Here is a 26,538-nt window from a genome sequence, read left to right on the forward strand (position 1 = left end):
TGCACCCATTTTGCAATAACGGTTCCGGCAGCGCCCGCACATCGGACACTGCCGGAAGGACGGCGCGGCACCGAGCGCTCGGCTTCTGCGCCGGTGCCACTCGCGCGAAGCGCTAGTAGAACTTAATCGTGCAGCCGAACGCCTTCGTCTTCTGCACCGTGATCGCGGTGCCGGCGATGAGCTGGTTCATCGCATCGCGGAAGTACTCCTCCTCCACCTGCGACGCATCGGACGGGCTGTCGTCGACGGTGCCTTCGTAGACGAGCCGGCGATCGGTGTTGAAGAGGAACACCTGCGGCGTGCGTGAGGCGCCGAACGCCTCCGCCGCGTCCGAACCTTCGTCCACGACGTAGGCGAACGGGTACCCCTTCGCGCTCGCGTGCTGCTGGATCGCCGCCGTGCCCTCCTCGGGGTACGCGTTCGGATCGTTCGAGTTAACGACGACGAAGCCGATGCCGGCCGCCTGATACTCCTCGGCGAGTGCGAGCACGCGGTCCTCGTACTTCGCCACCCACGGGCACGTGTTGCTCCAAAAGAGCACGGCGAGGCCCCGATCCCCCATTGCCTGCCCGAACGAGGTCGGCGACCCGGTGACGTTCTGCATCGAGCGGTCGGCGGTCGGGAGGGCGGCGCCGATCTCGAGGGCGTTGCGGTCCTGCGCGGCGGCGGGCTGGGCGAGCCACAGCACGGCTAGCATCAGAGGCGCCGCATATCGGATCGTACGGGGTAGAGTCATCGCGATAGGGGTTGGTGGAGGGAGCGGTGCTAGCTGGCCTGCCGTGCTTCGCTGACGCGGCGGAGGAGTTGGTCGTAGGTGACCTTCCCCTCCCAGAACGCGAGCCGGTTGCCGTCGCGGTCGTAGATGGCCGTCGCGGGAATCGCCCCGGACCAGCCGGGGTTGATCACGTTGATGAACGGACCTTCCTTCCCGTTTTTAACAAACGTCGTGCCGCCCACCCCGTTCTCGCGCAGGAATTGGGCGGCGAACGGGAGATCCTCCTCGAAGTCCACCGTCACGAAGCGGACCTGCACGTCGTCGGGGTCGGTCTCGCGGCTGAAGCGGACGAACTCGGGGAACTCCTCGCGGCACGGCATACACCACGAAGCCCAGAAATTGACGACGACGAGGTCGGCGTCCGCGTCCCGTATCTCGTCGATCAGTTCCTCGGCTGTGACGGGCTGGATCACGAGTTCGCCGGGGCCGCGCTCGCTACAGGCCGCGAGCGACAGCGTCACGGCGAGTATCAATGAGGCGTAGAGGAGGCGAGGTTCTGGCATGGTCGACGGTAGTACGTGCGGGGCAGTGTCGGGTTCGTGATTCGAGGTCGGGTCAGCGCATCGGCTCGAGGACGAGCACGTCTTCCGCGTTCGTCAAGCGGCGGATCGGGTAGTCGTCGCCCGGCTCAACCGGCACGAGCCCCCAATTCACCAACCCGTCGTCGGAGCGGGGTTCGAGGAGGGTGAAGGCCATCCGCCCGAGCGGCTGATCGATCGGGACGACGAGCGTGCCCGCTGCCATCGGTTGCGTAACCTCTCCGTAACGACCGAACGCCTCGCGTTCGTGCCGAGCCTGAAACGGTCGCTCGGCGACGTGGACGCTGTCGATGCGAAAGACCTCCTGCCCGATGGGGATACTCTGCAACCCCGCACCCGCAGCGTAATAGCGGATGCCGTGCGCGTCGAGCCGGTTAACCACGTCGGCGAGCGAATCGGGGACGAGATACGCGAGCGGCGCCGTCTCGAAGTCCGAGCCGGCGAACCGGCCGTACACTGTCATCTCCGTCGGCGTCACCGCCTCGGTTCGGCGAAACATCGGCTCGCCGGTGTGCGGGTTCGGCTCCTCGACGACCTCGCCGAGTAGGATCGTCTCGGGCTCGGGCGAGGCCTGCCAGCCCCCCGCCGCCCGGAGCGCGAGCCGCTGTCCGACGACGGACTCGGCATCCGCTTGCTGAACCGTCCGGCGGATCTCCCCCGCGTGGTCGTGCGCCCAGTCCAGCGTCTCCGTCACAAACCCGAGTGTAGCGCGGACGCGGTCCTCGAACGTGGCGTAGCTGTACGCCTCGCTGAGGATGCCGACGCGGTTCCGCAGCCCGGCGTAGTTCGTACCGAAGCGCGGACGCGGGTCGAACGTGGCCCATCCGCGCGGCTGGCCCCACTCGGGCTTGTCGTTGCCGTAGTACGTGAGGCACCCGCCGTACCGCTCTTTATATGCCTCCGTTACGGCCGGCAGCCACGCGCCGCGCAGGAGCGCGTCCACGGCGGCGGGCGTGTTGGGGTGGAGCGGCGGCGCGTACGTGAGGTCGTAGGCGTGGACCGTCCCGTTCGTCGTGTGCAGGTCGATGACGACGTGCGGGTCGTACGTGTCCATGAGCGCGACGAGGGCGCGAGACTCCGGCGCGTCGAGCTTGACGAAGTCCCGGTTGAGGTCGAGGTCTTGCGCGTTCGACCGCTGCCCCATGCCGTCGACCGGGCCGTGCTGGTAGGGGCGATTGCCGGGGTCGACGCGCTCGTTGCCGTCAGCGTTGTAGATCGGGGCGACGAGGAGGACGAGCGAGTCGGCCCATGCAGCGTACTTGCCGGCCGCGAGTTCGCGCAGGAGTATGAGCGCGGCCTCTTTACCCGCGACTTCGCCCGCGTGGATGTTGGCGAAGACGAGCACCCGCAGCTTCCCGGCCGCGCGCACGGCCTCGGCCGAAGCGCCGTCCGCGCCCCACACCATGAGCGGGAGGGGACGGCCTTCGACCGTCGTCCCGAACGTCGTGCCGTGGAACCCTGGCATCGTACCGATCGCTTCGACGAAGGCCATCACGTCGGCATACGTCGAAGTCGCGCGGAAGTCGGTCTGCTCGGCGCGGGTGCGGAGCGTGTCGGCGGGCTGGGCCGCGAGCGGCGAGACGCCGAATAGGAGAGCGAAGAGGACGGCGCGAGGCATCGGCGGGAGAAAGGCGGGATCGGCGGACAAGCTACGCCGCTTGTGGGAGATCATGCGATCCGCAAGAACCCACCCCTCCCCTCGCCGTACCACTCGCCCTTTCGCTTTACCCGGCCCGCTTCTCATGCCCTTCATTGCCGCCACCGCGACCGGATTCCCGGCGCACTACTACTCGCAGGACGTCATCAGCGGGGACCTTCAGATGCTGTGGTCGGAGTACGGCATCAACACCGGTCGCGTCGCGAAGCTGCACGAGAACACGACCGTCGGCGGGCGCTACATCGCCGTGCCGAAGGAGGAGTATTACGAGCTGCGCGGGTGGGAGGAGCCGAACGAGATCTACGCCCGCGTGGCCGTCGAGCTGGGACAGGAGGTGCTGGAGAAGGTGTTCGCCGAGGCCGGGCTCGACGCCTCCGATGTCGGCCTCTTCATTTTCGCCTCCACGACGGGCATCGCGATCCCGACGATCGACGCGCGGCTGATGAACCGGCTGCCGTTCGCGCCCGACACGAAGCGGCTCCCGCTCTTCGGGCTCGGCTGCGTCGCCGGCACCGCCGGCACCGCGCGCCTCGCCGACTACCTCGCCGGGCATCCGACCGAGGCCGCCGTGCTCCTCACCGAGGAGTTCTGCTCGCTGACGATCCAAAAGCACGACATCTCGATCGCCAACCTCATCGCGTGCGGCCTCTTCGGCGACGCGGCCGGGGCCGTGCTGATGGTCGGCGACGAGCACCCGCTCGCGCAGCAGGCCGGCCACACGATGCCCGAGATCGTCGCTACCCGCTCCGTCTTCTTCCCCGACTCCGAGCACTTCATGGGCTGGGACATCAAAGAGACCGGGATGCAGATCGTCCTCTCGGCCGACGTGCCCGAGGCCTCGCGGACCGACCTCAGCGCCCGCATCGAGGCGTTCCTCGACGAGCACGGGATCGGCGTCGCCGACATCGGCCGGTGGGTCTGCCACCCCGGCGGGCCGAAGGTGATCGAGGCGCTCGAAGAAGGGCTCGGGCTCAACGGGACGACGCTCCAGCGGAGCCGCGACGTCCTCCGCGAGGTCGGCAACGTCTCGTCCGTCTCCGTCCTCCTCATCCTCGACGCCGTGCTGCGCGACGACCCGCCGCCGCCCGGCACGTATGGGCTGATGCTCGCGATGGGCCCCGGTTTCGTCGCCGAACTCGTGCTGCTCCGGTGGTGACCGCGATGACGACGCAGTTCCTCTTCCTCGGCATCGTCCTCGCCGTCGCCGCGCAACGCATGCTCGAACTCCGGCTGAGCGCGCGCAACGCGGCGGCGATCCGGGCAAAGGGCGGCTACGAAGTCGGTGCCGGGCACATGGGCGCGATGCGGCTCCTCCACACGGCGTGGTTCGTCGCGATGCTCGCCGAGGTCTTCCTGCTCGACCGGCCATTCGTCCCGTGGCTCGCCGTGCTCGCGTTCGCCGGGCTTCTCGCCGGGCAGTTGCTTCGCTACGCGGCGATCCGTACGCTCGGGCCGCGCTGGACGGCGTCGATCATGATCCTCCCCGGCGCCCCGCCCGTCGCGAGCGGGCTCTACCGCCGCATCCGGCACCCGAACTACGTCGGCGTGATCCTCGAGATTGCGTTCGTTCCCTTCCTCCATACGGCGTGGCTGACGGCGCTCGCCTTCACCGTGCTCAACGGGCTCCTGCTCCGCGTGCGGATTAGGACGGAGGAAGCCGCGCTCCGCGAGGCCAACGACTACGACGCCGCGCTCGGCGAGCGGCCCCGCTTTATCCCCAGCTAAACCCGGTCCCGCAGTGTGCGCCGCACCATCCACGTGTTGAGCGCGAAGAAAAGCCCGAGCGCGAGGCCCCACTGTACGAGGCACGTCATCACGCTGTACGGCTCGAAGGGATCGTACCACGCTTCCGTGAAGTCCGCCGTCGTCGCGAGGCTGAGCCACCACACGAGGAGGACGACGGCTTCGAGCGGGATGAGGTAGCGGATCATCAGGTCCCACGTCGGGTGCAGCCGCCAATCCGACGGCGTCGCGAGGTCGTGACGGAGGCGGGACGCGCCGTAGCGGATGACGGCGAAGGCAACGAACGCGCCGGAGATCATCAGCGCCACGCCCCACACGAAGTCCTGGTTGGCGAAGAACGTGAGGTTCAGCGCGCTCGGCACGCCGAGCACGAAGCCGACGCCTGCGACGGTCGCCACGGCGCGAGGGCGCGGGAGCCCGAAGTCGACGAGCGCCCGCGAGGCGAGCTCGATCATCGAGATCAGCGACGAAAGCGCGGCGAACGAGAGCGCGAGGAAGAACAGCACCGCGAGCACTTTGCCGAACGCCATCTGCGCGAAGAGCTGCGGCATCCAGATGAACGTCAGGCCCGTCGAGGCCGGCCCGCTCGTCCGCATCACCTCCAGCATCTCCGGCCGCGACATCTCCGTGCCGAGGATGGCGAAGACGGTCCCGAAGATCATCGTCGCAGAAAGCAGCGAGACGGTGTTGTTGCCGATCCCGGTGAGGAAGGCGTTGCGGACGACGCCGTGCTCCTTCCGCATGTAGGCCGCGTACGTGAGGATCAGGCCCCAGCCCGCGCCCGTGTCCCACGCGTTCTGCGTCAGCGCCTCCAGCCAGAGCCTCGGCTCGCGGAGTTGGCTCCACTCGGGCGTGAAGAGGTACGCGAGCCCGGCCCCGGCCCCCGGCAGTGTCATCGCCCGCACGACGGCGATCACGACGATCACGAGCAGCGTCGGGACGAGCACGCGGTTGGCCCGCTCGATGGAGCGCACACCCTGCCAGCACGCGACGGCCCCGAGCCCCATCGCCGCGGCGTGGAAGAACAGCGGCCATCCGCTCGATTGGAACGCGTCCCACGTCCCGAGCGCCGATTCTGTCGTCAGCGGCAGCCCGGCGAAGAGCGATTCCGTCGTGTAGTAAAAACACCACCCGGCCACGACGGCGTAGTAAAACATGATCGCCGTCGCCACGAATCCGACGAACGCGCCCATCCACGCGAAGCGCTCCCCGGCCAGCCTCGTGAAGGTCCCAACGACGCCGCGCCGCCCGCGCTGCCCAAGCGCGTACTCGGCGATGATGAGGGGGATGCTCCACACGAGGAGGAACACGAGCCACGCGAAGAGGAACGCGCCCGCGCCGTCGTCCCCGCCGTTCTGCGCCGCGATTCGGGGAAACCGCCAGATATTCCCCGTCCCGACCGCGATGCCGAGCACGCTCAACAGCAGCGTCCAGCGGGAGGAGAAGCGTTGCTCGGAGGCGTGGGGCATGGGCATACAGTTGTCGGGTGTCGAGCGTCCGGGGTCGAGCGTCGAGGGTCGAGCGTCGAGGTTCGGGCGTCGCTAGCCGGGTGCGATGGCCCCCTCGACTCCCGACTCTGGACCCCCGACTCAGAGCCGGTTTAGCGTGACCCACTGATCATTGGGGAGCGGGCCCGCCGCGTGGTCGTCGGGCCGTGCCTCCTCGGCTCGGGGGAAGAGGTAGCCGTTCAGCTCGTCGGCGGCGTTCGCGTAATCACGGGCGCCGCGGGAGGTGATGTCGCGGTCGAAGACGGTCTCGCCGCCGCGGGCGCTCTCGGCGAGCGAGGCGCTCGTACGGATCTCGCTCGTGAGCACGCGCGCGCCGTACCCCTCGCGGATGTACTGGGAATAGGAGGCGTGGTCGCGCTTGCGAGCGTCCACCTGCGTCAGCAGGAAGAGCGGTTCGATCAGGGTCGGGTTCAGCTTCTCCTGCACGAGCCGCGCCGTCGCGTACGTCTGCTCGGCGCCGACGACGGGCTGGTACTCCGGCGTCACCGGGATCAGCACGGCGTCGGAGGCGACGAGAGCGTTCAGGCTGAACACCGTCATCGCCGCCGCCGTGTCGAGCAGGATGAGGTCGTAGTCGTGGCCTTGCTCCAGCGCCTCTTTGATCCACAGCACGTCAGTCGGTCGGCCGAGCTTCCGCGCCGCCTTCGTCATGTTGTACGACGCCGGGAGGAGGTCGAACCCGTGGAGCGCCACCATGTCGAGCGTGCGGAGGTCGCTCTCGTGGTCGAAAAGGGCGAGGGAAGACTGCGCTTCCTCCGGCTCGTCGACCCCGAGCAGCTTGGTCAGGAAGCCCTGCGGGTCGAGGTCGATGGCGAGCACGCGGCGCCCGCTGAGCCCGAACGCGGCGGCCGTGTGGATGGCCGTCGTAGTCTTGCCCGTCCCTCCTTTGTGGTTGCAGATGCTGAGAACGGGCATACGTGGGCCTGGGGTGGATGAGTGAATCGGGTGCGGCAGCCGGCACGACCCCGCAGATGGAGCGGAGCGCGGGGTGGTGCCTGTGTTCCTCCGCTATCTTCGGAGTCCGAGTGAGCCGGCCCAAACTTAGACGCCGATCGCCGATAGATCAACAGCGCTTTAGTCGCCGCGCCTCGTGACCGATACCCCCGACGATTGACTCGGCCAGCCTCTTCTCCGGGGCTCCGGCGTTCTCCTCCCCTCCGCCTGCGCACACGCCGTGACTGCACTCACTCCGCGCCGCCCCATCGACGACTTCAACAGCCCGTTTTGGATCCTCGGGTCGGGGCTCCTGCTGGGATTCAGCTTCCCGCCGTTCCCGACGTACATGCTGGCGTACGTCGCGCTCGTGCCGCTCCTCATTCGCTGGAGCCGGCTCCCGCTCGGGTGGATGCTCCTGCGCGAGGCGTACTCGACGTTCCTCGTGATGACGGCGATCGCGGGGCACTGGGTGCTGTTCCACGAGAACGCGCTGACGGCACTGACCTCGGGACTCGGCCTCCTACTCATCCCCGTGCCGTTCACGCTTCCCGTCGTCGCCGCGGCCGTCGTCAAGCGGCGGTTCGGGTTCAAAGTCAGCTTTGTCGTGCTCGTCTCGTCCTGGCTCGCCGTGGAATACGGCCTCTCCCACGGCCCCGGCGCGATGCCGTGGCTGCTCCTCGGCAATACGCAGGCGAACGCGCCTCTCTTCAACCAGTTCGCCGACATCGCCGGCGTGGGCGGGCTGTCGCTGTGGATCTGGCTCGTGAACGGGGCGATTTTCTGGACATTCGAGGCCCGACCGTTCCCCGCGCGCGTCGCGATGGCGGTGTGCGGGATCGCGCTGTTCGTGGCACCCATCGTGTACGGGCAGTGGCGCCTGCCGCAGCTTGAAGTGGCGAGCGAGACCACAGAAGTCGCGTACGTGCAGCCGGCCGTCACGCCGCAGGAGTGGGCGAACGTACAGAGCGGCGTCCGCGTCGACCTGCTGGCCTCGCTGTCGTCGGAGCTGCTGCGCGATATCCCGGCGGACAGCGCGCGTCCGAGCCTCATCGTGTGGCCGGAGACGGCGCTCCCCGTCTACCCCGACGCGCGCCGGCAGCGCGACCTCTACGCCCGCCTCGGCCGCTGGACCGACCTCCACGGCGTGTCCCTCCTCACCGGCGCCATCACGCGCTATGACTCCGCCCCGGCCCTCACCGTCGAAGCCGTCGTGGCTGAGAAGTACGCCGAAGTCACGCCATACTACAATAGCGCCCTCTTCTTCGACGCCTCAGCCCGGCCGCAGCAGTACGATAAAATCTATATGATCCCATTCGCCGAGCGCGTCCCGCTCGTCGAGTGGCGGCCGGCGCTCGCGGCGCTCGGCGTGGCGTCGGGCGGCGTCGGTGGCTACGGCCTCGGCCGCCGGGGGCAGCTCCTCGAGCGCGGCGGCTCGCGCTTCGGCACCCTGATCTGTTACGAATCCCTCTTCGGCGACCACGTCCGCGAGCTCGTCGGGCAGGGCGCCGAGTTCCTCGTCGTGCTCGCGCAGGACGGGTGGTGGGGGCAGTCGGCCGGCTACCAGCAGCACTTCGCACTCACGCGGCTCCGCGCGGTGGAGACGCGGCGGGCCGTGCTGATGAGTACGGTCACCGGCCGCTCCGGCCTCATCCATTCCGACGGCAGCGCCCCTGAGACGACGGGCTGGATGGAGCGAACCGTGGAGCAGGTCGCCGTTCCCATCCTCCACGAGCCGACGTACTACACGCTCCACGGCGACTGGATTGGGCGGGGCGCGCTGGGCCTCTCGCTCCTCCTCGCCCTCGCGTGGGGCTTCGTCGTCCTCTTCTTCCCGAGGTGGCGGAATTCCGAGGCGCAGCGAGCACGGATCCAGCGGGGCGCGACCCTCGTCAAGATCCGGCAGTGAGAAACAGGCAGTGAGAAGCGCGCGCTGATTCGTCGGGCAACTGACGTGGGTCGAGTGTATGGGTCGGTATCTTCGGCTCTTTCCCCCGGCCCGCTATGCTCGACCTCCGCGTCCCGCTCGTCCTCGCTTCTCAGTCGCCCCGCCGCCGCCAGCTCCTCGAGCGGCTCGGCGTCCGGTTCACCGTGCACCCGAGCGACGCCGACGAGACGGTTCCACCCGGCATGCCGCCCGTCGAGACCGTCCACCGGCTCGCCCGAGACAAGGCCGAGACCGTAGCCGCCGCGTTTCCCACCGCGCTCACGCTCGGGGCCGACACCATCGTCGTGCTCGACGGCGACGTCCTCGGCAAGCCGACCGACGACGCGCACGCGGCCGAGATGCTCGCCCGGCTCAGTGGGCGCTCGCACACCGTGTTCACCGGCATCGCGCTCGTCGACCCGCCACGGGGGCGCAGCGTCACGGCACACGAGGCCACCGAGGTCACGTTCGCCCCGCTCAGCCCGGAGGAGATCGAGGCGTACGTCCGCACCGGATCGCCGCGTGATAAGGCCGGCTCGTACGGCATCCAGGACGACGCCGGCGCCCTCTTCGTCGAAGGCGTACGAGGTGATTATTACAACGTGGTCGGCCTCCCGCTCCACCGGCTCTACCAGACCCTCCGCACACATTTCGCCGATCTCCTCGCCCCCCTCGGCGCTCCGAACGACTGACCTGTATGGCCCCCACCTACGACCAACTCCGCGTCAGGCTCATTCAAATCCGCGAGCGCCCCGCCGTGATTCGCGAGGAACAGGACACGTTCATCGAACGGTGCGGCCTCCGCCCCGATCAACTCGTCGTGACGAACGCACTCACCGACGCGCTGCACGCCGGGCTACTCGACGACGTGGACGCCGTGATGATCGGTGGGGCCGGGGCCTACTCGGTCACGCATACCTACGCGTGGACTGACGACCTGATCGGCCTCGTCACGACGTGCTACGACCGCCACGTCCCGCTCTTCGGCTCGTGCTGGGGCCACCAATTCATCGCCCGCGCGTTCGGCGGCACCGTCGTTCAGGACATCGAGCGATCCGAGATGGGCACGCACGACGTCGAGCTCACAGATGAGGGCCGGGCCGATCCGCTCTTCGGCGACTTCCCGCCCCGTTTCCCCGCGCAGATGGGGCACCAGGACCGGGTGAGCGTGCTACCCGCCGACGCGGTCGAACTCGCGCGGACGGCGCGAGCGCCCTACCAGGCCTTCCGCATCGCGGACCGCCCGATCTACGGCACCCAGTTCCACAGCGAACTCGACGCCGAGCGCGAGCGGCAGCGGCTCGTCGCCTACCGCTCGTTCTACATCGAGGCCCAGGACGAAGCGGCCTTCGAAGAGACGATCGCCACGTTGCGCGACACGCCGGACGTCGACCGCCTGCTCGCGGCGTTCCTCGAACGCTTCGCCGTCGCGCCCGGCTAAGCCTGAACGCCGACGGCTTTGTACAGGGCCGCCATCAACTCCGCTTTGACGAACGGCTTGCTGACGTAGTCAACGAAGCCCGCGTTGAGGAAGCGCTCACGGTCGCCGGGCAGGGCGTACGCCGTGCATGCGAGGGCCGGGAGGTCGCGGTGTTGTGGCATCGTGCGGAGGAGTTGCAGCACGTCTACACCGGTCCGCTTCTCACCGAGGTTGATATCGAGCAGGGCGATATCGAACGATAGGCTCTGCGCCGCGGCCAGCGCCTCGTCGACCCCGCCCACGAGCGTGGCGTCGAAGTCGCGGCGAAGCAGGTGGCGCAGGAGGAGGCGGGACTCGGCGTTGTCTTCCAGCACCAGCACGCGGAGCGCGTCGGAAGGCTCCGAGGGTAGGGAAGACGTGGAGGACGGTTGATCCATGTGGCTCGGTATGGTCATGTAACAACAGAGCAGGCTCAATCCTGCGGCACCGGTTCACTCCTGTATATCGGCAGCACCCGCCGGTTGTTAAGGAGCGACGTTGCTTCCGCTCGCTTCGAGATGGAGTATAGGATCGGTGGTATCCCTGAGCGTGGTTCGGCCCCGCAAGGCCGGCTTCCCGACTGCTTCGTGCGTGGTGCGGGCGATGAGGTCCATTGGTGCACCGTCAATGCGCCTGACGGCTCTTTCCAAACTCCGCGTTGCGTTCGTACCCTGCGCGGGTGCACTAGTGTTTTCCCCCACCCACCACCGGCACGCCCTCATGACCAGCCCTCCCCCCTTCCCCCACGCAGCCCCCCCACCGATCACCCCCCCCCTCGCTACATCGTCGGACCCCACGCACGCCCGCCTCGTAAGCGCCCTCGTCCACCTGCTCTTCGGGCTCGGCTTCCGAAGCATCCGCACCGACGCCGGCGCCTCGCGGCATCCGACCGCTCCCCACCGTCCCGACGTCACCGCCCATTCGGGGCAGGACACGCTCTCGCTTTTTGCGGTCGAAACCACGTCGTCGCTCGACAGCGAGCGGGCGACGCAGCGTCTTTGTGCGCTTGCAAAGGAGGCCGAGGCCAACGAGATATGGCTGGCCGTCCCCCCCGAGGCCCGGGCCGACGCCATCCGCCGCTTGCAGGAGTTGAAGGTCACCGGCCGCGTCATCGGCGTATAACGATGCCATATTCGTCAGCGTCGCCACTGCCCGTCACCCGCTGCCTGTTCGTGGCGCTTCTCGTCCTCCTCAGCGCCTGCGGTCCCGACCGGACTGTGGCGACCGAGTCGGCGGCGGACGCGCTCGCACGAGGAGACTCCGCGTTCCAGCAGCTCCAGTTCGCGCAGGCAGCCCGAGACTACTCCACCGCGATCCAACTCGACTCGACCCTTGCGCAGGCCTTCCTCATGCGCGGACAGGTCCGCTGGATGGGACAGCAATACGAATCGGCCGTTGACGATTTGAACCGAGCGCTCGACCTGGACTCGAGCCTGGCGTGGGGCTACTTCTTCCGGGGCTCCAGCTACCTCTCGCTCGACAGCTTGACCCGAGCGCTCGATGACCTGCAAATCGCCGCCGCCGCCGCCGAGTTACCCGACGAAGACCGTGCTCGGGCTCACCGCCTGCGCGCCATCGTCCACATGTCGACCGACCGCTACGGCGAGGGCGTCGACGCCATCAGCGAGGCGATCGAACTCCAGCCGGACCTCGCCTACTACGTCTTCGAGCGCGGCCTCCTCAACGCCGCAGCCGAGCGTCCGGAAGCCGCGGCGGCGGACCTCGAACGGTTCCTCGCGATGGACACCACCGCGAATGAGAACACGGCGTTCGCCCGCGCGAAGCTCGATTCGCTTCGGGCGGCCCGGCCGGATATCCAGCCGTAACCCTCTCGGAACGAGGCTTCCGTGCCCTCGGCCAGATTCGAACTGGCGACCTACGGTTTAGGAAACCGTTGCTCTATCCTGCTGAGCTACGAGGGCGGTCGACTCGAAAGATAGGGTTCAGTGTCGTCGGGATGACATGCAGTTCGTGAGAGGATGCACGCCGTATCGCGCGGCGCCCTACCTTGCGCGCGCACCCGCCTGCCGCCTCTTATGTCCCCTGCCCCCGCCCGCTACGACCGCCGCGCCGTCTGGAGTTGGGCGCTCTACGACTTCGCCAATAGCGCGTTCACGACGCTCGTCGTCACGTTCGTCTACGCGACCTACTTCACGCAGGCGATCGCGGCCGACGAGATCTCCGGCACGGCCCTGTGGACGCGCGGCGTGACGATTACGGCCGTCGCCGTCGCTGTCCTCTCCCCGTTCCTCGGCGCGATGGCCGACCGGGGCGGGCTCCGCAAGCGCTACCTCCTCGTCGCCACCGCGATTTGCGTGGGCGCGACGACGATGACGTTCTTCGCCGAGCCGGGCGAAGTCGTGCAGGCACTCGTGTGGGTCGTCATCGCTAACATCGCCTACGAGATCGGGCTCGTCTTCTACAACGCATTCCTCCCCGACCTCGCGCCGCCCGACCGCATCGGCCGGATCTCGGGCGCGGCGTGGGGATTGGGGTACGCGGGCGGCCTCGTCGCGCTGGCCGTCGGGCTGTTTGGCTTCGTGCTCCCGGAGGTCGCTCCGTTCGGGCTTGACAAGGCGACGGGCGAACACATCCGCGCGACGAACCTCCTCGTCGCCGCGTGGTTCGCCGTATTCGCGATCCCAGCGTTCCTGTTCATCCGGGAGATCCGCCCGGAGAAAAGGCAGACTTCGCTCAGCCTGTTCACCTCCACGGCCCGCGAGATCGGGGGGACGTTCCGGTCGCTGGGGCAGTACCGACAGATCGTCCGCCTCCTCGTCGCGCGGCTGTTTTACAACGACGGCCTCGTGACCATCTTCTCGCTCGGCGGGATCTACGCCGCCGGCACCTTCGGCTTCACAACGGAGGAGATCATCTACTTCGGGATGGCGCTGAACCTGGCGGCCGGTCTCGGCGCGTTCCTCTTCGGCTTCGTGGACGACAAGGTGGGCGGGAAGAAGACGATCTACGTGTCGCTCGTACTCCTCTGCGTCGCGACGCTCGTGGCGGTCTTCGGGCAGACAAAGGCGATGATTTGGGCGGCCGGCCTCCTCGTCGGCCTCGCCGCCGGGCCGAACCAGTCGGCGAGCCGGTCGCTCCTCGGCCGCTTTGTCCCCGACGACAAGGAGACGGAGTTCTACGGGTTCTTCGCGTTCTCGGGCAAGCTGACGGCGTTCATGGGCCCGCTCCTCTTCGGCATCCTGACGACCGCGTTCGCGACGCAGCGGGCGGGCGTGGCCGTCGTGCTCGTGTTCTTTTTCCTCGGCGCACTCGTCCTCACGTCTGTGGACGAGCGCGAGGGGATCGCCCTCGCCGGTCGCCCGCCGGGACGCACAGGGCCGTAGCTTTCGGCCCTCCCGAAACCACCGGCTCGCCGCTATGCCTTCCGTCCGAGACCTCGCCGTCGCCCTCGAATCGTGGGCGCCCCCCGGCTCCAAGCTGTCGTACGACGCCGTCGGCCTGCAAGTCGGCGACCCGACCCGGAGCGTCGCCTCCGTGCTCGTCGCGCTCGACCTCACGCCCGCCGTCGTGGGCGAAGCCGAGGCGATGGGTGCGGATCTCATCGTGACGCACCACCCGCTCCTCTTCAAGCCGCTGAAGCGGCTCGTCCCGACGGACTTCGTGAGTGGGCTCGCGTATCGGCTCGCGCAGTCGGGGATCGCGTACTACGCCATCCACACGAACCTCGACGCCGCGCCCGGCGGCGTGTCCTTCGCCCTCGCTGAGCACCTCGGGCTAGAAGAGGTTCGCTTCCTCGATGGGATGCGGGAGTCGCTCGCCAAGCTCGTCACCTTCGTCCCCGCCTCCCATGCCGACGCCGTCCGCGCCGCGCTCGCCAAGGCCGGAGCCGGGCAGATCGGCGACTACTCGGCCTGCGCGTTCACAACCGAGGGCACCGGCCACTTCCGCCCGGGCGATTCCACCGATCCCTTCGTTGGCACGCCAGGCAAACTGGAATCCGCTGATGAAGTCCGGCTCGAAGTCGAAGTGGCGCGGTGGGACGTGGCGCGCGTCGTGCGGGCGCTGCGGCAGGCGCACCCGTACGAGGAGGTCGCGTACGACATCTACCACACCGAACGCCCCTCGACGCGGGCCGGTCTCGGCGCGGTTGGGACGCTCGCGGAGCCGGAGCCGCTGCACGATTTCTTGCGCCGCGTGGCGGAACGACTCGACGCTGGGTCCTTGCGCTACGTCGGCAACGATGACGCGCTCGTCGAGACCGTCGCGGTATGCGGCGGGTCGGGCTCGTCGCTCATTTCGCACGCCCTCGCCGCCGGCGCCGACGCCTTCATCACTGCCGACGTGACGTACCACACCTTCTTCGAGCCCCTCGCCCCCGACGGCGCGCCTCGCCTCGCCCTCATCGACGCCGGGCACTACGAGACGGAATGGGTCACGGAGCGCCTGTTGGCCGATTGGCTCGCCGCTCGCTTCGACGGCCTCACCGTCCGCGCCACGACGCAGCGGACGAGCCCGATGCAGACCTTCGTAGCGCCGTAACTCGGGGCCGGAACGCGCTGGCACCGAGCGCCCGCCTCAACGCCAAATTCTATGTTGGGGGTCGAACTTCCGGCCTCCCGCTGTCGTTTACGTGTTTGGCGCAAAAGCAACCACCATTTTACCGAGGGAACATGCCGACGACGGACACCACGAGCAGCAGCATCACGGACCAACTCCGCGCGCTCATCCGCCTGCAGCACATCGACAGCCGGATCGACCAGGTCGAGAAGCTGCGCGGGGACTTGCCGGAAGAAATCCGGGACCTGGAGGACGAGAAGGCCGGCCTCCAGACGCGGATCGAGAAGGCGAACGACGAGGAGAAGCAGGCCGAAGTGCAGCGCCGCAAGCTCCAGATGGACATCACCGAGAGCGAGGGCCTCATCAAGAAGTATGAGGAGCAGCAGCTCAACGTGCGAAACAACCGCGAGTACGACGCGCTCACGAAAGAGATCGAAGCGCAGCGCCAGCGGATCAACCAAGCCCTCGCCGACATCGAGGCACACACCGAGCGCGACGCTTCGAATGTGACGATCGTCGAGCAGGCGAACGAGCGGCTCGCCGAACTCGAGGATCTGCTGAAGGAGAAGCGCGGCGAGCTCGACCAGGTGGTCGAGGAGACCGAGAAGGAGCAGGAGTCGTATGTGACACTCCGCGAAGAGGCGACCGAGGCCATCGAGCCGCGCTACCTCAAGGCCTACGAACGCCTGCGCAACCGCCTCCGCGACGGCCGCGCCGTGGTCCCGATCGAGCGCGGCGCCGCCGGCTCGTTCATGGTCCCGCCGCAGCGGCAGGTCGAGGTCCGGCAGCGCAACCGGATCGTGGTCTGCGAGCACACCGGCCGCGTGATCGTCGACGACGAGCTCTACAGCGAGACCGTCGAGTCGATGGACGTGTAGCCACCGACGTGTAGGATTTCGGGAAATCGCGGGGCCGGGGGTCGTTCACTCGAACCCTCGGCCCCGTTTTTCGTACCCTCCGCTAGCGTGCCGGTCGGACCGCCGCCTCCGGAGCTTCGGCGCCGGGGGAGGAAAGTCCGAACACCGCAGGGTACCGTGCTTCCTAACAGGAAGGCGTCCCGCTCGGATCGTTTCGATCCGCCGGGGCGACAGCACGTGCAACAGAGAACAGACCAGCCGATGGGTCGGGTAACCGATCACAGGTGATGGGTGAAACGGTGGGGTAAGAGCCCACCGGCGTCCCCGGCGACGGGGGCGGCCAGGCAAACCTCACGGGGTGCAAGGCTAAACAGCGCTCCCTCCGACGGCCGTCCGCGGCGGTCGGGGGACGGGTGACCCGCCCGATAGCGCGGGTAGGCCGCTCGAGGCCGTCGGTGACGGCGGTCCCAGATAAATGGCGGTCGCCTCGACGCGGTGTACGGCCACCGCTCGGGTGCACAGAATTCGGCTTACAGACCGACACGCGCCGTACATACACGAAGCCCCGTCCCGATACGTTCGGGACGGGGCTTCGCTATTTGATCGGCGTCGGTTCCGGCTACTCCTGCTCGATGGGCGGGGCAGGCGCGGGCGTAGCGGGGGCCGGCGTTGCCGGTCCCTCGTTGATCGTGCCGGGGCCGGGCGGAAGCGGGTTCTCGATCGGCGCGTCGGCGCCGCTGTCTTGGATGATGCTACGCTGCGCTTCGGTCGGATCGGTGAAGAAGTTGGCGAGGATGCAGAGGACGATGAACGCCGTGCCGAGCGTCCACGTCGCTTTCTCCAGGAAGTCCGGGGCCTGCCGCGCGCCGAGGATCTGCGTCGTCTGGCCGCCCGAGGCGATGCCAGCGAGCCCGCCCCCCTTGCCGCTCTGAAGGAGGACCACGACCGCCATCATAAGGGCGATCAGCGTGATGACGATGATGAGGAAGATGTACATGGTGTCAGGATGCGGGCTTCGGGAACGGCCGGGTGGGTAGAAAGCAGCACGCAAACTACCTCTTTAGGGTTCGGGGCGCAACGACCCCGCCCGACCTCCGGCCCAAGCCCGTGTGAAATCTCATCCCTGTCGCTCGTCCACGACGGCCCCGGCCCGCAGGAGCGCGAGCGCGCTCTTGGCGTCGAGGATCTCGCCGCGCCGTGCCATCGCCACGGCCTCGGCGAGCGGGAGCCGGAAGGGCTCGACGAACTCGTCGTGCTCGGTCTCGGCCGAGGCTTCGGACAGGTCTTCGGCGAGGAAGAGGTAAATCACCTCGTCGCTGTAGCCGATGCAGGGATAGGTCTTTCCGAGCGGAGTGAGTGTCTCAGCGGTATAGCCCGCCTCCTCCTCCAACTCGCGGACCGCGACCTCGGCGGGGTCCTCGCCCTGCTTGTCGATCTTACCGGCGGGCACTTCGATGAACTCGCGGCCCGGCGCGTATCGGAACTGCCGCAGCAGGATCGTCGTGCCGTCGGCGAAGAGCGGGACGACGGCCGAAGCGCCGGGGTGCTGCACCCACTCGCGCACGGACTCCTCGCCGTCGGGCAGCGTGACGGTGTCGCGGTACGCCTTCAGCAACACGCCGTCGACGAGCAGTTCGCGGTCTTTCATCGTTTCAGTCAGGTCCATCGGGGGAGGTTTGGGGTTGGAGGTAGGGAGTTGGAGGTGTCAAGCGAACTCAAGCAGCACCGCTAAAATGAGGCTCACGCATCACGTTTCACGCATCACGGCGAAGCATCACGGCGGCGGCAGCGACAATCGCGGCGGTTTCGGCGCGGAGGCGGCGGCGTCCGAGCGAGACGACGGTCCACCCCGCCGCCTGCGCCGCTTCGACTTCGGCCTCGCTGAACCCGCCTTCGGGACCGACGAGCACGGTGACCGCGTCCCCGATGCCGAGCCGGTCGAGCACACGCGGGAGGAGCGCGTCGGGATCAGCGGCTTCGTGACAGAGAAGGCGCAGCCCTTCGGTCCGGTCGGCGAGCAGATCATCGAGCGTCTGCGGCTCGGTGAGGGCGGGGAGCCGGCTCCGGCCGCTCTGCTTCATCGCGGCGATGAGGATGTTCTCGGTTCGCGTCGCCTTGAGACTCATCCGCTCCGTCCGCTCCGTCACAAGCGGCACGATCTCGGCCACGCCCAGTTCGACGGCTTTCTCAGCGAAGGTCTCGAACCGGCTCGCGTTTTTGAGCGTCCCGAGCGCGACCGTCAGCCGGTACGGCGGCTCGCCGACCTCACGCTCGGTCGATACAATCTCGCCCGCCGCGCCGCGCTTATCGGTCTCGGTGAGTCGGACGCGGTGCCTCCCTCCCACCCCGTCCACGACCACGATCTCGTCGCCCGGCCCGTGCCGGAGCACGCGGACGGCGTGCCGCGCCTCGTCGTCGGGCAGCACGACGCGGCCGTTCGTGATGTGGGAAGGCGGGGCGTAAAACGTGGTCGTCACTAAGCCGGTCTTTTCCGTGTCATCCTGAGCGCAGCGCAAGATCTGTACGGGCGCATCGCCGGAGATCCTTCGACTCGCTCCGCTCGCTCAGGATGACAAGGTGAGAGATGAAGTAGCCGCGGAAGCTACAATCCGACGGAGAGGCCGACGTGGATTTTGCCGCGCGTCGGGCCGTCGTCGGGATTGAGAGCGTAGCTGACGGCGACGAGCCCGAGCGGGGTGCGGTACTGGATGCCGAGCCCGTACCCCGGCCGCACAGAGCGGTCCGATGCGACGCCGGGCGTCGCGGGCCGCTCGACGTAGCCGATGTCGGTGAAGAGAAACGCATACGAGGTCCGGTCGATCTGATAGCGGTACTCGACGACCGCGCGGCCGACGATGTTGCCCCGGAACCGTTCCTCGTCGTAGCCGCGCAGCGAAGTCGCCCCGCCGAAGCGGAAAAGATCGCTCTCGTCATACACGTCGCCGAGCAGGATCGCGGCATCGCCGCCGATGACGAGCACCTGCCGCCGCAGCGTCGGGAGGAACAGGCGGCCTTCGGCGAGGAGCCGCTGCTGGCTGATGTTGACGGGCGCGGCGACGGCAGCCGTGTCCTGGGCGAGGTCGCGGCGCTTGACGCCCTGCTCCAGTGTCGTCTGCACGAACAGCCCGCGTCGGGGGTTGAGCCGCTCGTCGACCCGGCGGTAGCGGACGCCGACGCCCGCGAACCACGCATCGGCCTCGGGAATCCGTTGCCGACCCTCGACGAGGACGATGCCCGCGATCCCGGCCTGCACGTATTCCCGGCTCGCCGTGACAAGCGCTTCGAGTCCCGGCGCGAAGCGGTAGCCCGCCTCCAGCCCGTAGCGCTGCTGCTGGTACGTCGAGTCCTGCTGGTAGCCCGAGAACTGCGCTTCGAGCCGGAGCGGCAGGCCGAGCACGAACGGGTCGGCGAGCGCCACGTCGAGCGACGATACGAGGCCGGGGTTGCGGACGAGCGCGAGCGCGAGCGCCCGCCCGTGCCCGAACAGGTTGCGCAGCACGAGCGACCCGTTGCCCACGACGGAGCCGCTGTCGCCCGGCCCGCTCGGCGGGAGGTAGCCGAAGACGAGGTCGAACGTGCCCGGCGCGGCCTCGCGGGCGGGGACGCGGACGACCGCCGTGCCGTCGTCGCGGAGCGCGAGCTCCGGCTGCCCGACTTCATCGAACAGTCCCGTCTCTTCGAGATCCTGCCGGATCCGCTCGGGCGCGAACGTGGCGAGCGGCGCGCCCGGCCGAAGCCCGACGGTACGCGAGGCAAAGCCCGGCGCCGTCCGCCCGCCCGGCACGAGTTCGAGCCCGCCGAACGCGAGCGTCTCGCCCTCCGCCACCCGAATCGTGAGGTGCAGACGCGGCGCGCCGTCCCGTTCGTCGAGCGTCACGTCCGCGAGCGTCGCCTCAGCGAGTGGGTAGCCTGCGCGCTCGTAGTCGGCGACGAGGGCGTCGAGGTCGCGGCCGAGCGCGTCGGGGTCGAGGGGGCGTCCGGGCCGCGTCGTCATCCGGTCCCGCACGCGCTCGGCATCGAACACCGTCACCCCGTCGATCTCCACCGACCCGATTTCGACCTCCGGGCCTCGGCGGACGAACAGCGTCGCCGCCCGTTCACCGACGCGGGCCGAGTCGACGGTGGCGAAGTAGTAGCCCTCGCGCTGAAATTCGTGCAGCACCTCCGTCGCGGCCGTATCGAGGCTGTCTGCCGGCAGCGCGCGGCCGAGCGGCCACGCGGCGTCACGCCCGTCGATGACGAGGTGCCAACGTGTCGCCGTCGAGTCCGCCGGTTGCGCGGCGGCGGACGCGGCCAACAGCAGGCCGAGGGTAGCCAGAATGGGATGGAAGCAAATCATGCGCGCAGCCTACCTTTGAGCCCGTTCCGTGTTCTCCATCTCCGAGTCCTGTTCTTCATGCGCTGCTCCCTCCTGCTCGTATTTGCGTTCGTTCTGCTCTCCAGTCCAGCGACGGCGCAGGACGCCACCCGAACGATCAGCGTCTACGGTGCCGGTTACGTTGAGGGTGACGCCGACCGAGCCACGGTGACGATCGCGCTCGAAGGCTCGGGCTCGTCGCTGCGCGAGGCCGTCGCCGACGCGCAGGGGAAGGTAGTGGAGATCACCGAGCCCTTGCGGCGCGTCGGGCTGCCCGAGACGGCGTTCACCACCTCGCGCTTCACCGGGTACGGCGGAGGCCGGCCGTTCCTCTTCGCTAAACGCGAATACAAGACGAGCATTGCGCTCACCGTCACCGTCGACAATCTCGACCTGCTCGAAGCCGTCGTGCTCGTGCTCAGCGAAAGCCCGGTGGAGCGCATCGCCGACCTGAGCTTCGCCCTCCGCGATCTCGACGCGCTCCGCCGCTCGTCCCGCGAACAGGCCCTCTCGGATGCCGAGACGAAGGCGGCGGCGATGGCCGCGCAGCTCGGCCTCGCACTCGGCCCCGTGCTCGGCGTCGAGGAGCAGCCGACGATTCGTCAGAACCCGAATGCGAACTACTACGTCGATGGGGTGCGCATCACCGAGGAGGTCTTTATGACGCGCGAGCGTCCTGTCGTCCCCGAGGTGCAGATCTTCGCGCAGCGCTTCGCCGTGCAGGCGGGCGTGCGAGTGACCTACGCGCTCGCCGGGGAGTGACCCGCACGGGATCGCCCGGCGACTTCGGCCGTACCTTCCGCCGTCCAATCCACCACCCGTGCCCGTGCGTTTCATCGTTCCCCTCTTCGCCCTCCTGCTCGTGCTGAGCGCCGCTGCCGCTCCCCCGCCGCCGTCTTCGGGCGAACCCGCTTCGGCCGACACGCTCCGCCTCACGGTTCGCTCCGGCGACCCGCTCGTGGCGGCGCTGCCGGGCGAGTCGGCGTGGACGTTCCGCTCCCTCCGCGCGCCGGCGCTGAGCTGGCTCGTCGGCCGCTCGTTCTATTGGAAGACGCTGCCCGGCGAGCGCGGGCGCGAGTTCGTCCTCATCGAGCGACGCTACCAGAGCGTGCCGCAGGACACCCTCGTGCTCGTGATCGACGTCGGCACGCCATGAGCGACGGCTACCGCGACCGGGTCGAGGTCGGGCACCGGGCGGCGTTTCACGGAGCGCTCGCGAACTGGTTCGAGCGCGTGCGCCGGCCGATGCCGTGGCGCGAGACGCGCGATCCCTACCGGATCTGGATTTCGGAGATCATGCTCCAGCAGACGCGCGTGGAGCAGGCGTGGCCGTACTACGAGCGGTTCACCGAGGCCTTCCCCACCGTCGATGCCCTCGCTGCCGCGGACCTCGACGACGTGCTGCGGCTGTGGGAAGGGCTCGGGTATTACAGCCGGGCACGGAACCTCCACCGCGCCGCCCGCCTCATCGTGGACGAGTTTGACGGCGTCGTGCCGGATAAGGAAGCGGATATTCGGCGACTCCCCGGCGTCGGGCCGTACACCGCCGCCGCCGTCCTCTCGATCGCCTACGGCCGCCCGCTCGCCGTGCTCGACGGGAACGTGATGCGCGTGCTCACCCGCGTCTTTGCCATTGCTGACGACGTAACCTCCAGCCGCACCCGCCGCCACCTCCAAGCCCTCGCCGACGATCTCCTCGACCCAGCGCAGCCCGCCCGTTTCAACGAGGCGATGATGGAGCTCGGCGCGACGGTTTGCACCCCAGCGAACCCTACCTGCCCATCGTGCCCGCTGCGCGACGTGTGCGCCGCCTTCGCCGAGGGCGAACCGGAGCACTACCCGGTAGCGAAAAAGAAGAAGCCGGTCCCCCACTACGACATCGCCGTCGGCCTCGTCTTCGACGCGGACGGCCGCCTGCTCGTCGCGAAGCGACCGGAAGACGCCATGCTCGGCGGGCTATGGGAGTTTCCCGGCGGGAAGGTCGAGCCCGGCGAGTCGATGCCGGAGGCGTGCCGGCGTGAACTGCGTGAGGAGCTGGGCGTCGAGGTCGAGGTCGGCGAACCGGTGGCGCGGGTCGATCACGCGTATTCCCACTTCAAGATCACGCTCCACGCCTTCCGCTGCCGGATCACATCGGGCGAGCCCGTGCACCACGCGGCGCAACCCCTGCGGTGGGTCGCCGTCGAAGACCTCGGCGACTTCGCGTTCCCCCGCGCGAACCGGCGCGTGATCGAGCGGTTAATCGAACACGCACACAACCCGACGCTATTTTAGGTTTGGAGTCGTGGGGTCAAAGTCTGGGCGAAGTGTGGGACGCCCCCTCCCCGTCCTCGGACCTCTAACCCCGGACCTCTCACCGCGAGTACAACGAGCCTCCTATGGACTTCGGCGATCTCATCATCCTTCTCATCCTGCTCGCGCCGCTGCTGAAGCGGTTGTTCGGGAAGGAGCAGAAGCCCCCGGCCCGTCCGCAAGGCACACTCCTGGACGAGCACCCGGCCCTCGTATCGCGGCCCGAGCAGGACCCGCTCGCCGAGGCCCTTCGGCAGATCCGCGAGGCGCTGAACGAGCCTGAGGCGACATCAAGCACGGCGAGTCCCCCGCCGAAGCCGCTCCCCGCCCGCCCGAAGCCGCTCGCCCCGAAGCCGAAGCGGGAGCCGGAGTTCCGCGCCCTCGGGTCGTTCGATCACGACGAGCACGGATTCGGAAAGAGCAACCCCATCTCCGAAGAGCTCTTCGAGCGTGGCCGCACACCGGCCCCGGCAACGAAACGCATCAAGCAGAAAGCGCTCGGTAAAGTCGACCTCAGCACACCGATCGAAGTGACGAAGGGCGGCTCCGCGAGCGGCGCGAGCTTCGCCCGGATGCTCACCGACGACGCGCGGCTGCGGGAGGCGTTCGTGATGAAAGAAATCCTCGACCCGCCCCGCAGCATGCACCGGGGACGCTAACCGCTGACCTCCGACGGTCAGTAGCCGGGTTCGGAGATCGTCGCATCGGGGCCGCCCTTTTTGAAGATGGCCGCCCCAATCGCACCGCCGATCGCGCCGAAAATGGCGAAGATCACTGCTCCGATCAGCGTGTTGGTGATCAACGTCGTCGCGGTGCGAGCATCTTCCTGCTGCGCCTCGATCTCGCGGAGTTGCTCCTCCGTCATCATCCCGCTAAAGAAATCCATCATCAGGTCTTCGACCGCTCCGCCTTCTAGACCCAGCCCAAGAAGCAGCAAGGTGAGCAGCGTCGATAGTACTGCTCCGAGGGCGCCGGCAGCGGCTCCAATTCCGGCCCCGGTTCCCCCCGTGATCGTGAGCGTATGAGTGTCCGTGTAGTGCCACACTGCCACGACGGCCCCGATGATGACACCGAGACAGCAGAGCATGTTGAGGAGACCGAGATAGGACGTAGAGAGAACCCCTACGGTGAGCGCACCGATCATGATGGAGGTCCACTTGCTGCTCATAGCCGGAGGGGGTGCGAGGAGAGGGTGTTGACCTCCGCAACATAAACGTCGGCCCCGCTACGGACCAACCCCACGCGCCGCGTCCGATATCCCCGCTGGCGCAGTCGTCCGAGCCGAGACCGACCGGGCGAAGACGAACCCCGCGGCGACCCCGAACCACACCCCCGTGACGACGCGGACGGCGACCGTGTTCGTCCACAATCCGAGCACGTCGCCGGTCCAGTCGATGGCAGCCGGCAGCGTCGCTGCCAGCAGCAGCCAGCGGTCGTACCGTGCCCACGCATTCGCCCGGTCGCGCAGCGCGGGGAGGGCGAGCACGCCGAGCGCGAGGCCGAGGTAGATCCCCGTGCAGCGGTGGCAGACGGCGAAGGGCACGCCGCCCACCGCGAACGACCGTTCCGCGAGTTGATGGCAGAGCGGCGCGAACCCCGCCCGAAGCACGGCCGCTGCCGAGCCGACGAACGGTGGGAGCACAGCGCCGACGAGCAGCGTGAGCGTCGCCGCGAGCGCGAGCGCCCATGCGGCGGCGCTCCATTTCGTATCGCTTAACGCACTCTTCATTCTGCGCTCGAATCCTCCTGATGGACGCTCGGTATCAGCACTGGCACTCGGCACCGTCGAGTGCTAAAATTTTGCAATCCCCTGTTCGTCCCCCATCCATTTCAAGCCCCAACACACCATGGCCATCAGCATCACGCCGCTCGCCGACCGCGTCGTCGTCCAGCCGCAAGCAGCCGAAGAGAAGACCGCCGGCGGTCTCATCATCCCCGATACTGCGAAGGAGAAGCCGCAGAAAGGCACCGTCCTCGCCGTCGGTCCCGGCAAAGTCGAGAACGGCACCAAGATCGACATGACGGTCAAGGAGGGCGACACCGTCCTCTACGGCAAGTACGCCGGCACCGAGATCAACGTCGACGGCGACGACGTTATGATCATGCGCGAGAGCGACATCCTCGGCGTCGTCAAAGGATAAGCCGAAGGCGCTGCCCGCTCCACCCACGCACCCTAGCACCTGAAACCCTAGATACATCATGGCTAAGCAGATCACTTTCGACACCGAGGCGCGTACCAGCCTTAAAACCGGCGTAGACAAGCTCGCCAACGCCGTCAAGGTCACACTCGGTCCCAAGGGCCGCAACGTGATCATCGAGAAGAAGTTCGGCGCCCCGACCATCACCAAGGACGGCGTCACCGTCGCCAAGGAAATCGAGCTCGAGAACAGGCTCGAGAACGTCGGCGCGCAGATGGTGAAGGAGGTCGCATCCCGGACCTCCGACGTGGCCGGCGACGGCACCACGACGGCCACCGTGCTCGCTCAGGCGATCATGAACGCCGGTCTCCGCAACGTCACCTCCGGCGCCAACCCGATGGACCTCAAGCGCGGCATCGACGCCGCCGTGAAGGTTGTCGTCGAGGAACTCAAGGGCCTCAGCCGCGACATCGAAGGCAAGAACGAGATCGCCCAGGTAGGCTCCATCTCGGCTAACAACGACACCGAGATCGGCGACCTCATCGCCGACGCGATGGACAAGGTCGGCAAGGACGGCGTGATCACGGTCGAGGAGGCCAAGGGCACCGAGACCTCGCTCGACACCGTCGAGGGCATGCAGTTCGACCGCGGCTACCTCTCGCCGTACTTCGTGACCGACCCCGACAACATGGAGGTCGTGCTCGAGGACGCGATGATCCTCATCCACGACAAGAAGATCTCCGCGATGAAGGACCTTCTGCCCGTCCTCGAGAAGGTCGCGCAGATGGGAGCCCCCCTCCTCATCGTCGCTGAGGACATCGACGGCGAGGCGCTCGCCACGCTCGTCGTAAACAAGCTCCGCGGCACGCTCCGCGTGGCCGCCGTCAAGGCCCCCGGCTTCGGCGACCGCCGCAAGGCCATGCTCGAAGACATCGCGACGCTCACCGGCGGTACCGTCGTCTCGGAAGAGCGCGGTTACCGCCTCGAGAACGCCACGCTCGACTACCTCGGCCGCGCCAAGCGGATCGTGATCGACAAAGACACGACGACCGTCGTGGACGGCGCCGGCACCGAGGATACAATCAAGGCCCGGATCAGCCAGATCCGCAGCCAGATCGAGAACACCACGTCGGACTACGACCGCGAGAAGCTGCAGGAGCGGCTCGCCAAGCTCTCCGGCGGCGTGGCCGTCCTCAAGATCGGGGCTTCCTCCGAGATCGAGATGAAGGAGAAGAAGGCCCGCGTCGAGGACGCGCTCCACGCGACCCGCGCGGCCGTCGAAGAGGGCATCGTGCCCGGCGGCGGCGTCGCCTTCATCCGCGTGCTCTCCGCCCTTGACAACGTCAACGTGGAGAACGAGGACCAGAAGATCGGCGTGAACATCATCCGGCGTGCGCTCGAAGAGCCGCTTCGCCAGATCGCTAACAACGCCGGGATGGAAGGCTCCATCGTCGTCCAGAAGGTGAAGGAGGGCAAGGGGAACTACGGTTTCAACGCCCGCACCGAGGAGTACGGTGACCTCATCGAGCAGGGCGTGCTCGACCCGACGAAGGTCACGCGCACCGCGCTCGAGAACGCCGCTTCGGTGGCCGGCCTGCTGCTCACGACCGAGGCCGTGATCTCGGACAAGCCGGAGCCCGAGGGCAACGGCGCCGGTGCCGGCATGCCTGACATGGGCGGCATGGGCGGCGGCATGGGCTTCTAAGCCCGCGCCAACGCGCAGCACGACCTACGGGGCGGCTTCCTTCGCGGAGGCCGCCCTTTTTTTGGGGACCAGGCGTGGTGCCATTCCCGGCCAGGTCGACCACACGGGGTCGCCCCTACCGGCTGTCGAC

General features: G+C 68.1%; 28 protein-coding genes, 1 tRNA gene and 1 other RNA gene. 17 read left to right on the plus strand and 13 right to left on the minus strand.

Annotated elements, in window-relative coordinates:
• Positions 1-112 precede the first annotated feature (112 nt).
• The 3 genes from ABJF88_02905 to ABJF88_02915 are packed head-to-tail and all read right to left on the minus strand — an operon-like array spanning position 113 to position 2,932.
• Positions 113-736, minus strand: a complete 624-nt coding sequence (locus ABJF88_02905) for a thioredoxin family protein (GenBank protein MEP0545854.1) — start codon at positions 734-736, stop codon at positions 113-115.
• Between the two features lie 29 nt (positions 737-765).
• The gene (locus ABJF88_02910; protein MEP0545855.1) at positions 766-1,278 is read right to left on the minus strand and encodes a TlpA disulfide reductase family protein; all 513 of its coding nucleotides are present in this window, start codon (positions 1,276-1,278) and stop codon (positions 766-768) included.
• Positions 1,279-1,330: 52 nt separating this feature from the next.
• Positions 1,331-2,932, minus strand: coding sequence for a M14 family metallopeptidase (locus tag ABJF88_02915; protein ID MEP0545856.1), 1,602 nt, complete (start codon positions 2,930-2,932; stop codon positions 1,331-1,333).
• A gap of 124 nt (positions 2,933-3,056) precedes the next feature.
• Here ABJF88_02915 and ABJF88_02920 point away from each other — a divergent pair, with 124 nt between their 5' ends.
• Positions 3,057-4,127 carry a 3-oxoacyl-[acyl-carrier-protein] synthase III C-terminal domain-containing protein gene (locus ABJF88_02920; GenBank protein MEP0545857.1) on the plus strand — a complete coding sequence of 357 codons (1,071 nt, stop codon included), beginning with the start codon at positions 3,057-3,059 and terminating at the stop codon, positions 4,125-4,127.
• Between the two features lie 5 nt (positions 4,128-4,132).
• Positions 4,133-4,696, plus strand: coding sequence for an isoprenylcysteine carboxylmethyltransferase family protein (locus tag ABJF88_02925; GenBank protein ID MEP0545858.1), 564 nt, complete (start codon positions 4,133-4,135; stop codon positions 4,694-4,696).
• On the opposite strand, the gene ABJF88_02930 is transcribed toward ABJF88_02925, so the two are convergent.
• Positions 4,693-6,183, minus strand: a complete 1,491-nt coding sequence (locus ABJF88_02930; GenBank protein MEP0545859.1) for a sodium-dependent transporter — start codon at positions 6,181-6,183, stop codon at positions 4,693-4,695. The genes ABJF88_02925 and ABJF88_02930 overlap by 4 nt on opposite strands.
• A 120-nt stretch (positions 6,184-6,303) precedes the next feature.
• The gene (locus ABJF88_02935) at positions 6,304-7,137 is read right to left on the minus strand and encodes a ParA family protein (protein MEP0545860.1); all 834 of its coding nucleotides are present in this window, start codon (positions 7,135-7,137) and stop codon (positions 6,304-6,306) included.
• A 259-nt stretch (positions 7,138-7,396) separates the two neighbouring features.
• Here ABJF88_02935 and lnt point away from each other — a divergent pair, with 259 nt between their 5' ends.
• From lnt to ABJF88_02950, 3 genes are all read left to right on the plus strand, one after another.
• Complete coding sequence (gene lnt, locus ABJF88_02940) at positions 7,397-9,064, plus strand: apolipoprotein N-acyltransferase (GenBank protein MEP0545861.1); 1,668 nt, start codon at positions 7,397-7,399, stop codon at positions 9,062-9,064.
• Positions 9,065-9,159: 95 nt separating this feature from the next.
• Positions 9,160-9,774, plus strand: coding sequence for a Maf family protein (locus ABJF88_02945; GenBank protein MEP0545862.1), 615 nt, complete (start codon positions 9,160-9,162; stop codon positions 9,772-9,774).
• A 5-nt stretch (positions 9,775-9,779) separates the two neighbouring features.
• A complete protein-coding gene (locus ABJF88_02950; GenBank protein ID MEP0545863.1) occupies positions 9,780-10,523 on the plus strand; it encodes a type 1 glutamine amidotransferase in 744 nt (247 codons plus the stop codon).
• Here ABJF88_02950 and ABJF88_02955 read toward each other — a convergent pair.
• Positions 10,520-10,939 carry a response regulator gene (locus ABJF88_02955; protein ID MEP0545864.1) on the minus strand — a complete coding sequence of 140 codons (420 nt, stop codon included), beginning with the start codon at positions 10,937-10,939 and terminating at the stop codon, positions 10,520-10,522. The genes ABJF88_02950 and ABJF88_02955 overlap by 4 nt on opposite strands.
• A 322-nt stretch (positions 10,940-11,261) precedes the next feature.
• Here ABJF88_02955 and ABJF88_02960 point away from each other — a divergent pair, with 322 nt between their 5' ends.
• Both ABJF88_02960 and ABJF88_02965 read left to right on the plus strand, forming a co-directional pair.
• Positions 11,262-11,663: a hypothetical protein gene (locus ABJF88_02960; protein MEP0545865.1), complete on the plus strand. Its 402-nt coding sequence runs from the start codon at positions 11,262-11,264 to the stop codon at positions 11,661-11,663.
• 50 nt (positions 11,664-11,713) lie between these two features.
• Positions 11,714-12,367 carry a tetratricopeptide repeat protein gene (locus tag ABJF88_02965; GenBank protein MEP0545866.1) on the plus strand — a complete coding sequence of 218 codons (654 nt, stop codon included), beginning with the start codon at positions 11,714-11,716 and terminating at the stop codon, positions 12,365-12,367.
• Between the two features lie 22 nt (positions 12,368-12,389).
• On the opposite strand, the gene ABJF88_02970 is transcribed toward ABJF88_02965, so the two are convergent.
• Positions 12,390-12,463, minus strand: a tRNA-Arg gene (locus ABJF88_02970).
• 114 nt (positions 12,464-12,577) lie between these two features.
• Between ABJF88_02970 and ABJF88_02975 the strand changes: the two genes are divergently transcribed.
• The 4 genes from ABJF88_02975 (at position 12,578) to rnpB (ending at position 16,465) form a co-directional block, all read left to right on the plus strand.
• Entirely contained in the window at positions 12,578-13,885 is a 1,308-nt protein-coding gene (locus ABJF88_02975; protein MEP0545867.1) for an MFS transporter, read from the plus strand.
• Between the two features lie 34 nt (positions 13,886-13,919).
• Positions 13,920-15,041, plus strand: coding sequence for a Nif3-like dinuclear metal center hexameric protein (locus tag ABJF88_02980; GenBank protein ID MEP0545868.1), 1,122 nt, complete (start codon positions 13,920-13,922; stop codon positions 15,039-15,041).
• A gap of 131 nt (positions 15,042-15,172) precedes the next feature.
• Positions 15,173-15,937, plus strand: coding sequence for a hypothetical protein (locus ABJF88_02985; protein MEP0545869.1), 765 nt, complete (start codon positions 15,173-15,175; stop codon positions 15,935-15,937).
• 86 nt (positions 15,938-16,023) lie between these two features.
• Positions 16,024-16,465, plus strand: an RNA gene (rnpB, locus tag ABJF88_02990) — RNase P RNA component class A.
• A gap of 70 nt (positions 16,466-16,535) precedes the next feature.
• On the opposite strand, the gene secG is transcribed toward rnpB, so the two are convergent.
• The 4 genes from secG to ABJF88_03010 form a co-directional block, all read right to left on the minus strand.
• Positions 16,536-16,913 carry a preprotein translocase subunit SecG gene (gene secG / locus ABJF88_02995; protein MEP0545870.1) on the minus strand — a complete coding sequence of 126 codons (378 nt, stop codon included), beginning with the start codon at positions 16,911-16,913 and terminating at the stop codon, positions 16,536-16,538.
• Positions 16,914-17,033: 120 nt separating this feature from the next.
• Positions 17,034-17,582 carry an NUDIX hydrolase gene (locus tag ABJF88_03000; protein MEP0545871.1) on the minus strand — a complete coding sequence of 183 codons (549 nt, stop codon included), beginning with the start codon at positions 17,580-17,582 and terminating at the stop codon, positions 17,034-17,036.
• An 88-nt stretch (positions 17,583-17,670) separates the two neighbouring features.
• A complete protein-coding gene (locus ABJF88_03005) occupies positions 17,671-18,393 on the minus strand; it encodes an RsmE family RNA methyltransferase (protein ID MEP0545872.1) in 723 nt (240 codons plus the stop codon).
• A gap of 125 nt (positions 18,394-18,518) precedes the next feature.
• On the minus strand, positions 18,519-20,255 hold the full coding sequence (locus ABJF88_03010; GenBank protein ID MEP0545873.1) for a BamA/TamA family outer membrane protein: 1,737 nt from the start codon (positions 20,253-20,255) through the stop codon (positions 18,519-18,521).
• Positions 20,256-20,312: 57 nt separating this feature from the next.
• Here ABJF88_03010 and ABJF88_03015 point away from each other — a divergent pair, with 57 nt between their 5' ends.
• The 4 genes from ABJF88_03015 to ABJF88_03030 all read left to right on the plus strand — a co-directional run bounded on the left by ABJF88_03015 (position 20,313) and on the right by ABJF88_03030 (position 23,224).
• Entirely contained in the window at positions 20,313-21,035 is a 723-nt protein-coding gene (locus tag ABJF88_03015) for an SIMPL domain-containing protein (GenBank protein MEP0545874.1), read from the plus strand.
• 58 nt (positions 21,036-21,093) lie between these two features.
• Positions 21,094-21,429 (plus strand): hypothetical protein, encoded by a 336-nt coding sequence (locus ABJF88_03020; GenBank protein MEP0545875.1) that lies wholly within the window; start codon positions 21,094-21,096, stop codon positions 21,427-21,429.
• Entirely contained in the window at positions 21,426-22,547 is a 1,122-nt protein-coding gene (gene mutY, locus ABJF88_03025; GenBank protein ID MEP0545876.1) for an A/G-specific adenine glycosylase, read from the plus strand. The genes ABJF88_03020 and mutY overlap by 4 nt, the downstream gene beginning before the upstream one ends.
• A 104-nt stretch (positions 22,548-22,651) precedes the next feature.
• Positions 22,652-23,224, plus strand: a complete 573-nt coding sequence (locus tag ABJF88_03030; GenBank protein MEP0545877.1) for a hypothetical protein — start codon at positions 22,652-22,654, stop codon at positions 23,222-23,224.
• A 17-nt stretch (positions 23,225-23,241) separates the two neighbouring features.
• Here ABJF88_03030 and ABJF88_03035 read toward each other — a convergent pair whose 3' ends face one another.
• Together ABJF88_03035 and ABJF88_03040 are read right to left on the minus strand one after the other, a co-directional pair.
• A complete protein-coding gene (locus tag ABJF88_03035) occupies positions 23,242-23,733 on the minus strand; it encodes a DUF4199 family protein (GenBank protein ID MEP0545878.1) in 492 nt (163 codons plus the stop codon).
• Between the two features lie 57 nt (positions 23,734-23,790).
• Positions 23,791-24,294 carry a DUF2085 domain-containing protein gene (locus ABJF88_03040; GenBank protein MEP0545879.1) on the minus strand — a complete coding sequence of 168 codons (504 nt, stop codon included), beginning with the start codon at positions 24,292-24,294 and terminating at the stop codon, positions 23,791-23,793.
• A 118-nt stretch (positions 24,295-24,412) separates the two neighbouring features.
• On the opposite strand from ABJF88_03040, the gene groES reads away from it, so the two are divergent.
• Positions 24,413-24,706 carry a co-chaperone GroES gene (gene groES / locus ABJF88_03045; protein ID MEP0545880.1) on the plus strand — a complete coding sequence of 98 codons (294 nt, stop codon included), beginning with the start codon at positions 24,413-24,415 and terminating at the stop codon, positions 24,704-24,706.
• A 55-nt stretch (positions 24,707-24,761) separates the two neighbouring features.
• Complete coding sequence (gene groL, locus ABJF88_03050) at positions 24,762-26,408, plus strand: chaperonin GroEL (protein ID MEP0545881.1); 1,647 nt, start codon at positions 24,762-24,764, stop codon at positions 26,406-26,408.
• The last annotated feature ends 130 nt before the right edge of the window (positions 26,409-26,538 follow it).

Source organism: Rhodothermales bacterium, assembly GCA_039944855.1.
GTDB lineage: Bacteria > Bacteroidota > Rhodothermia > Rhodothermales > JANQRZ01 > JBBSMX01.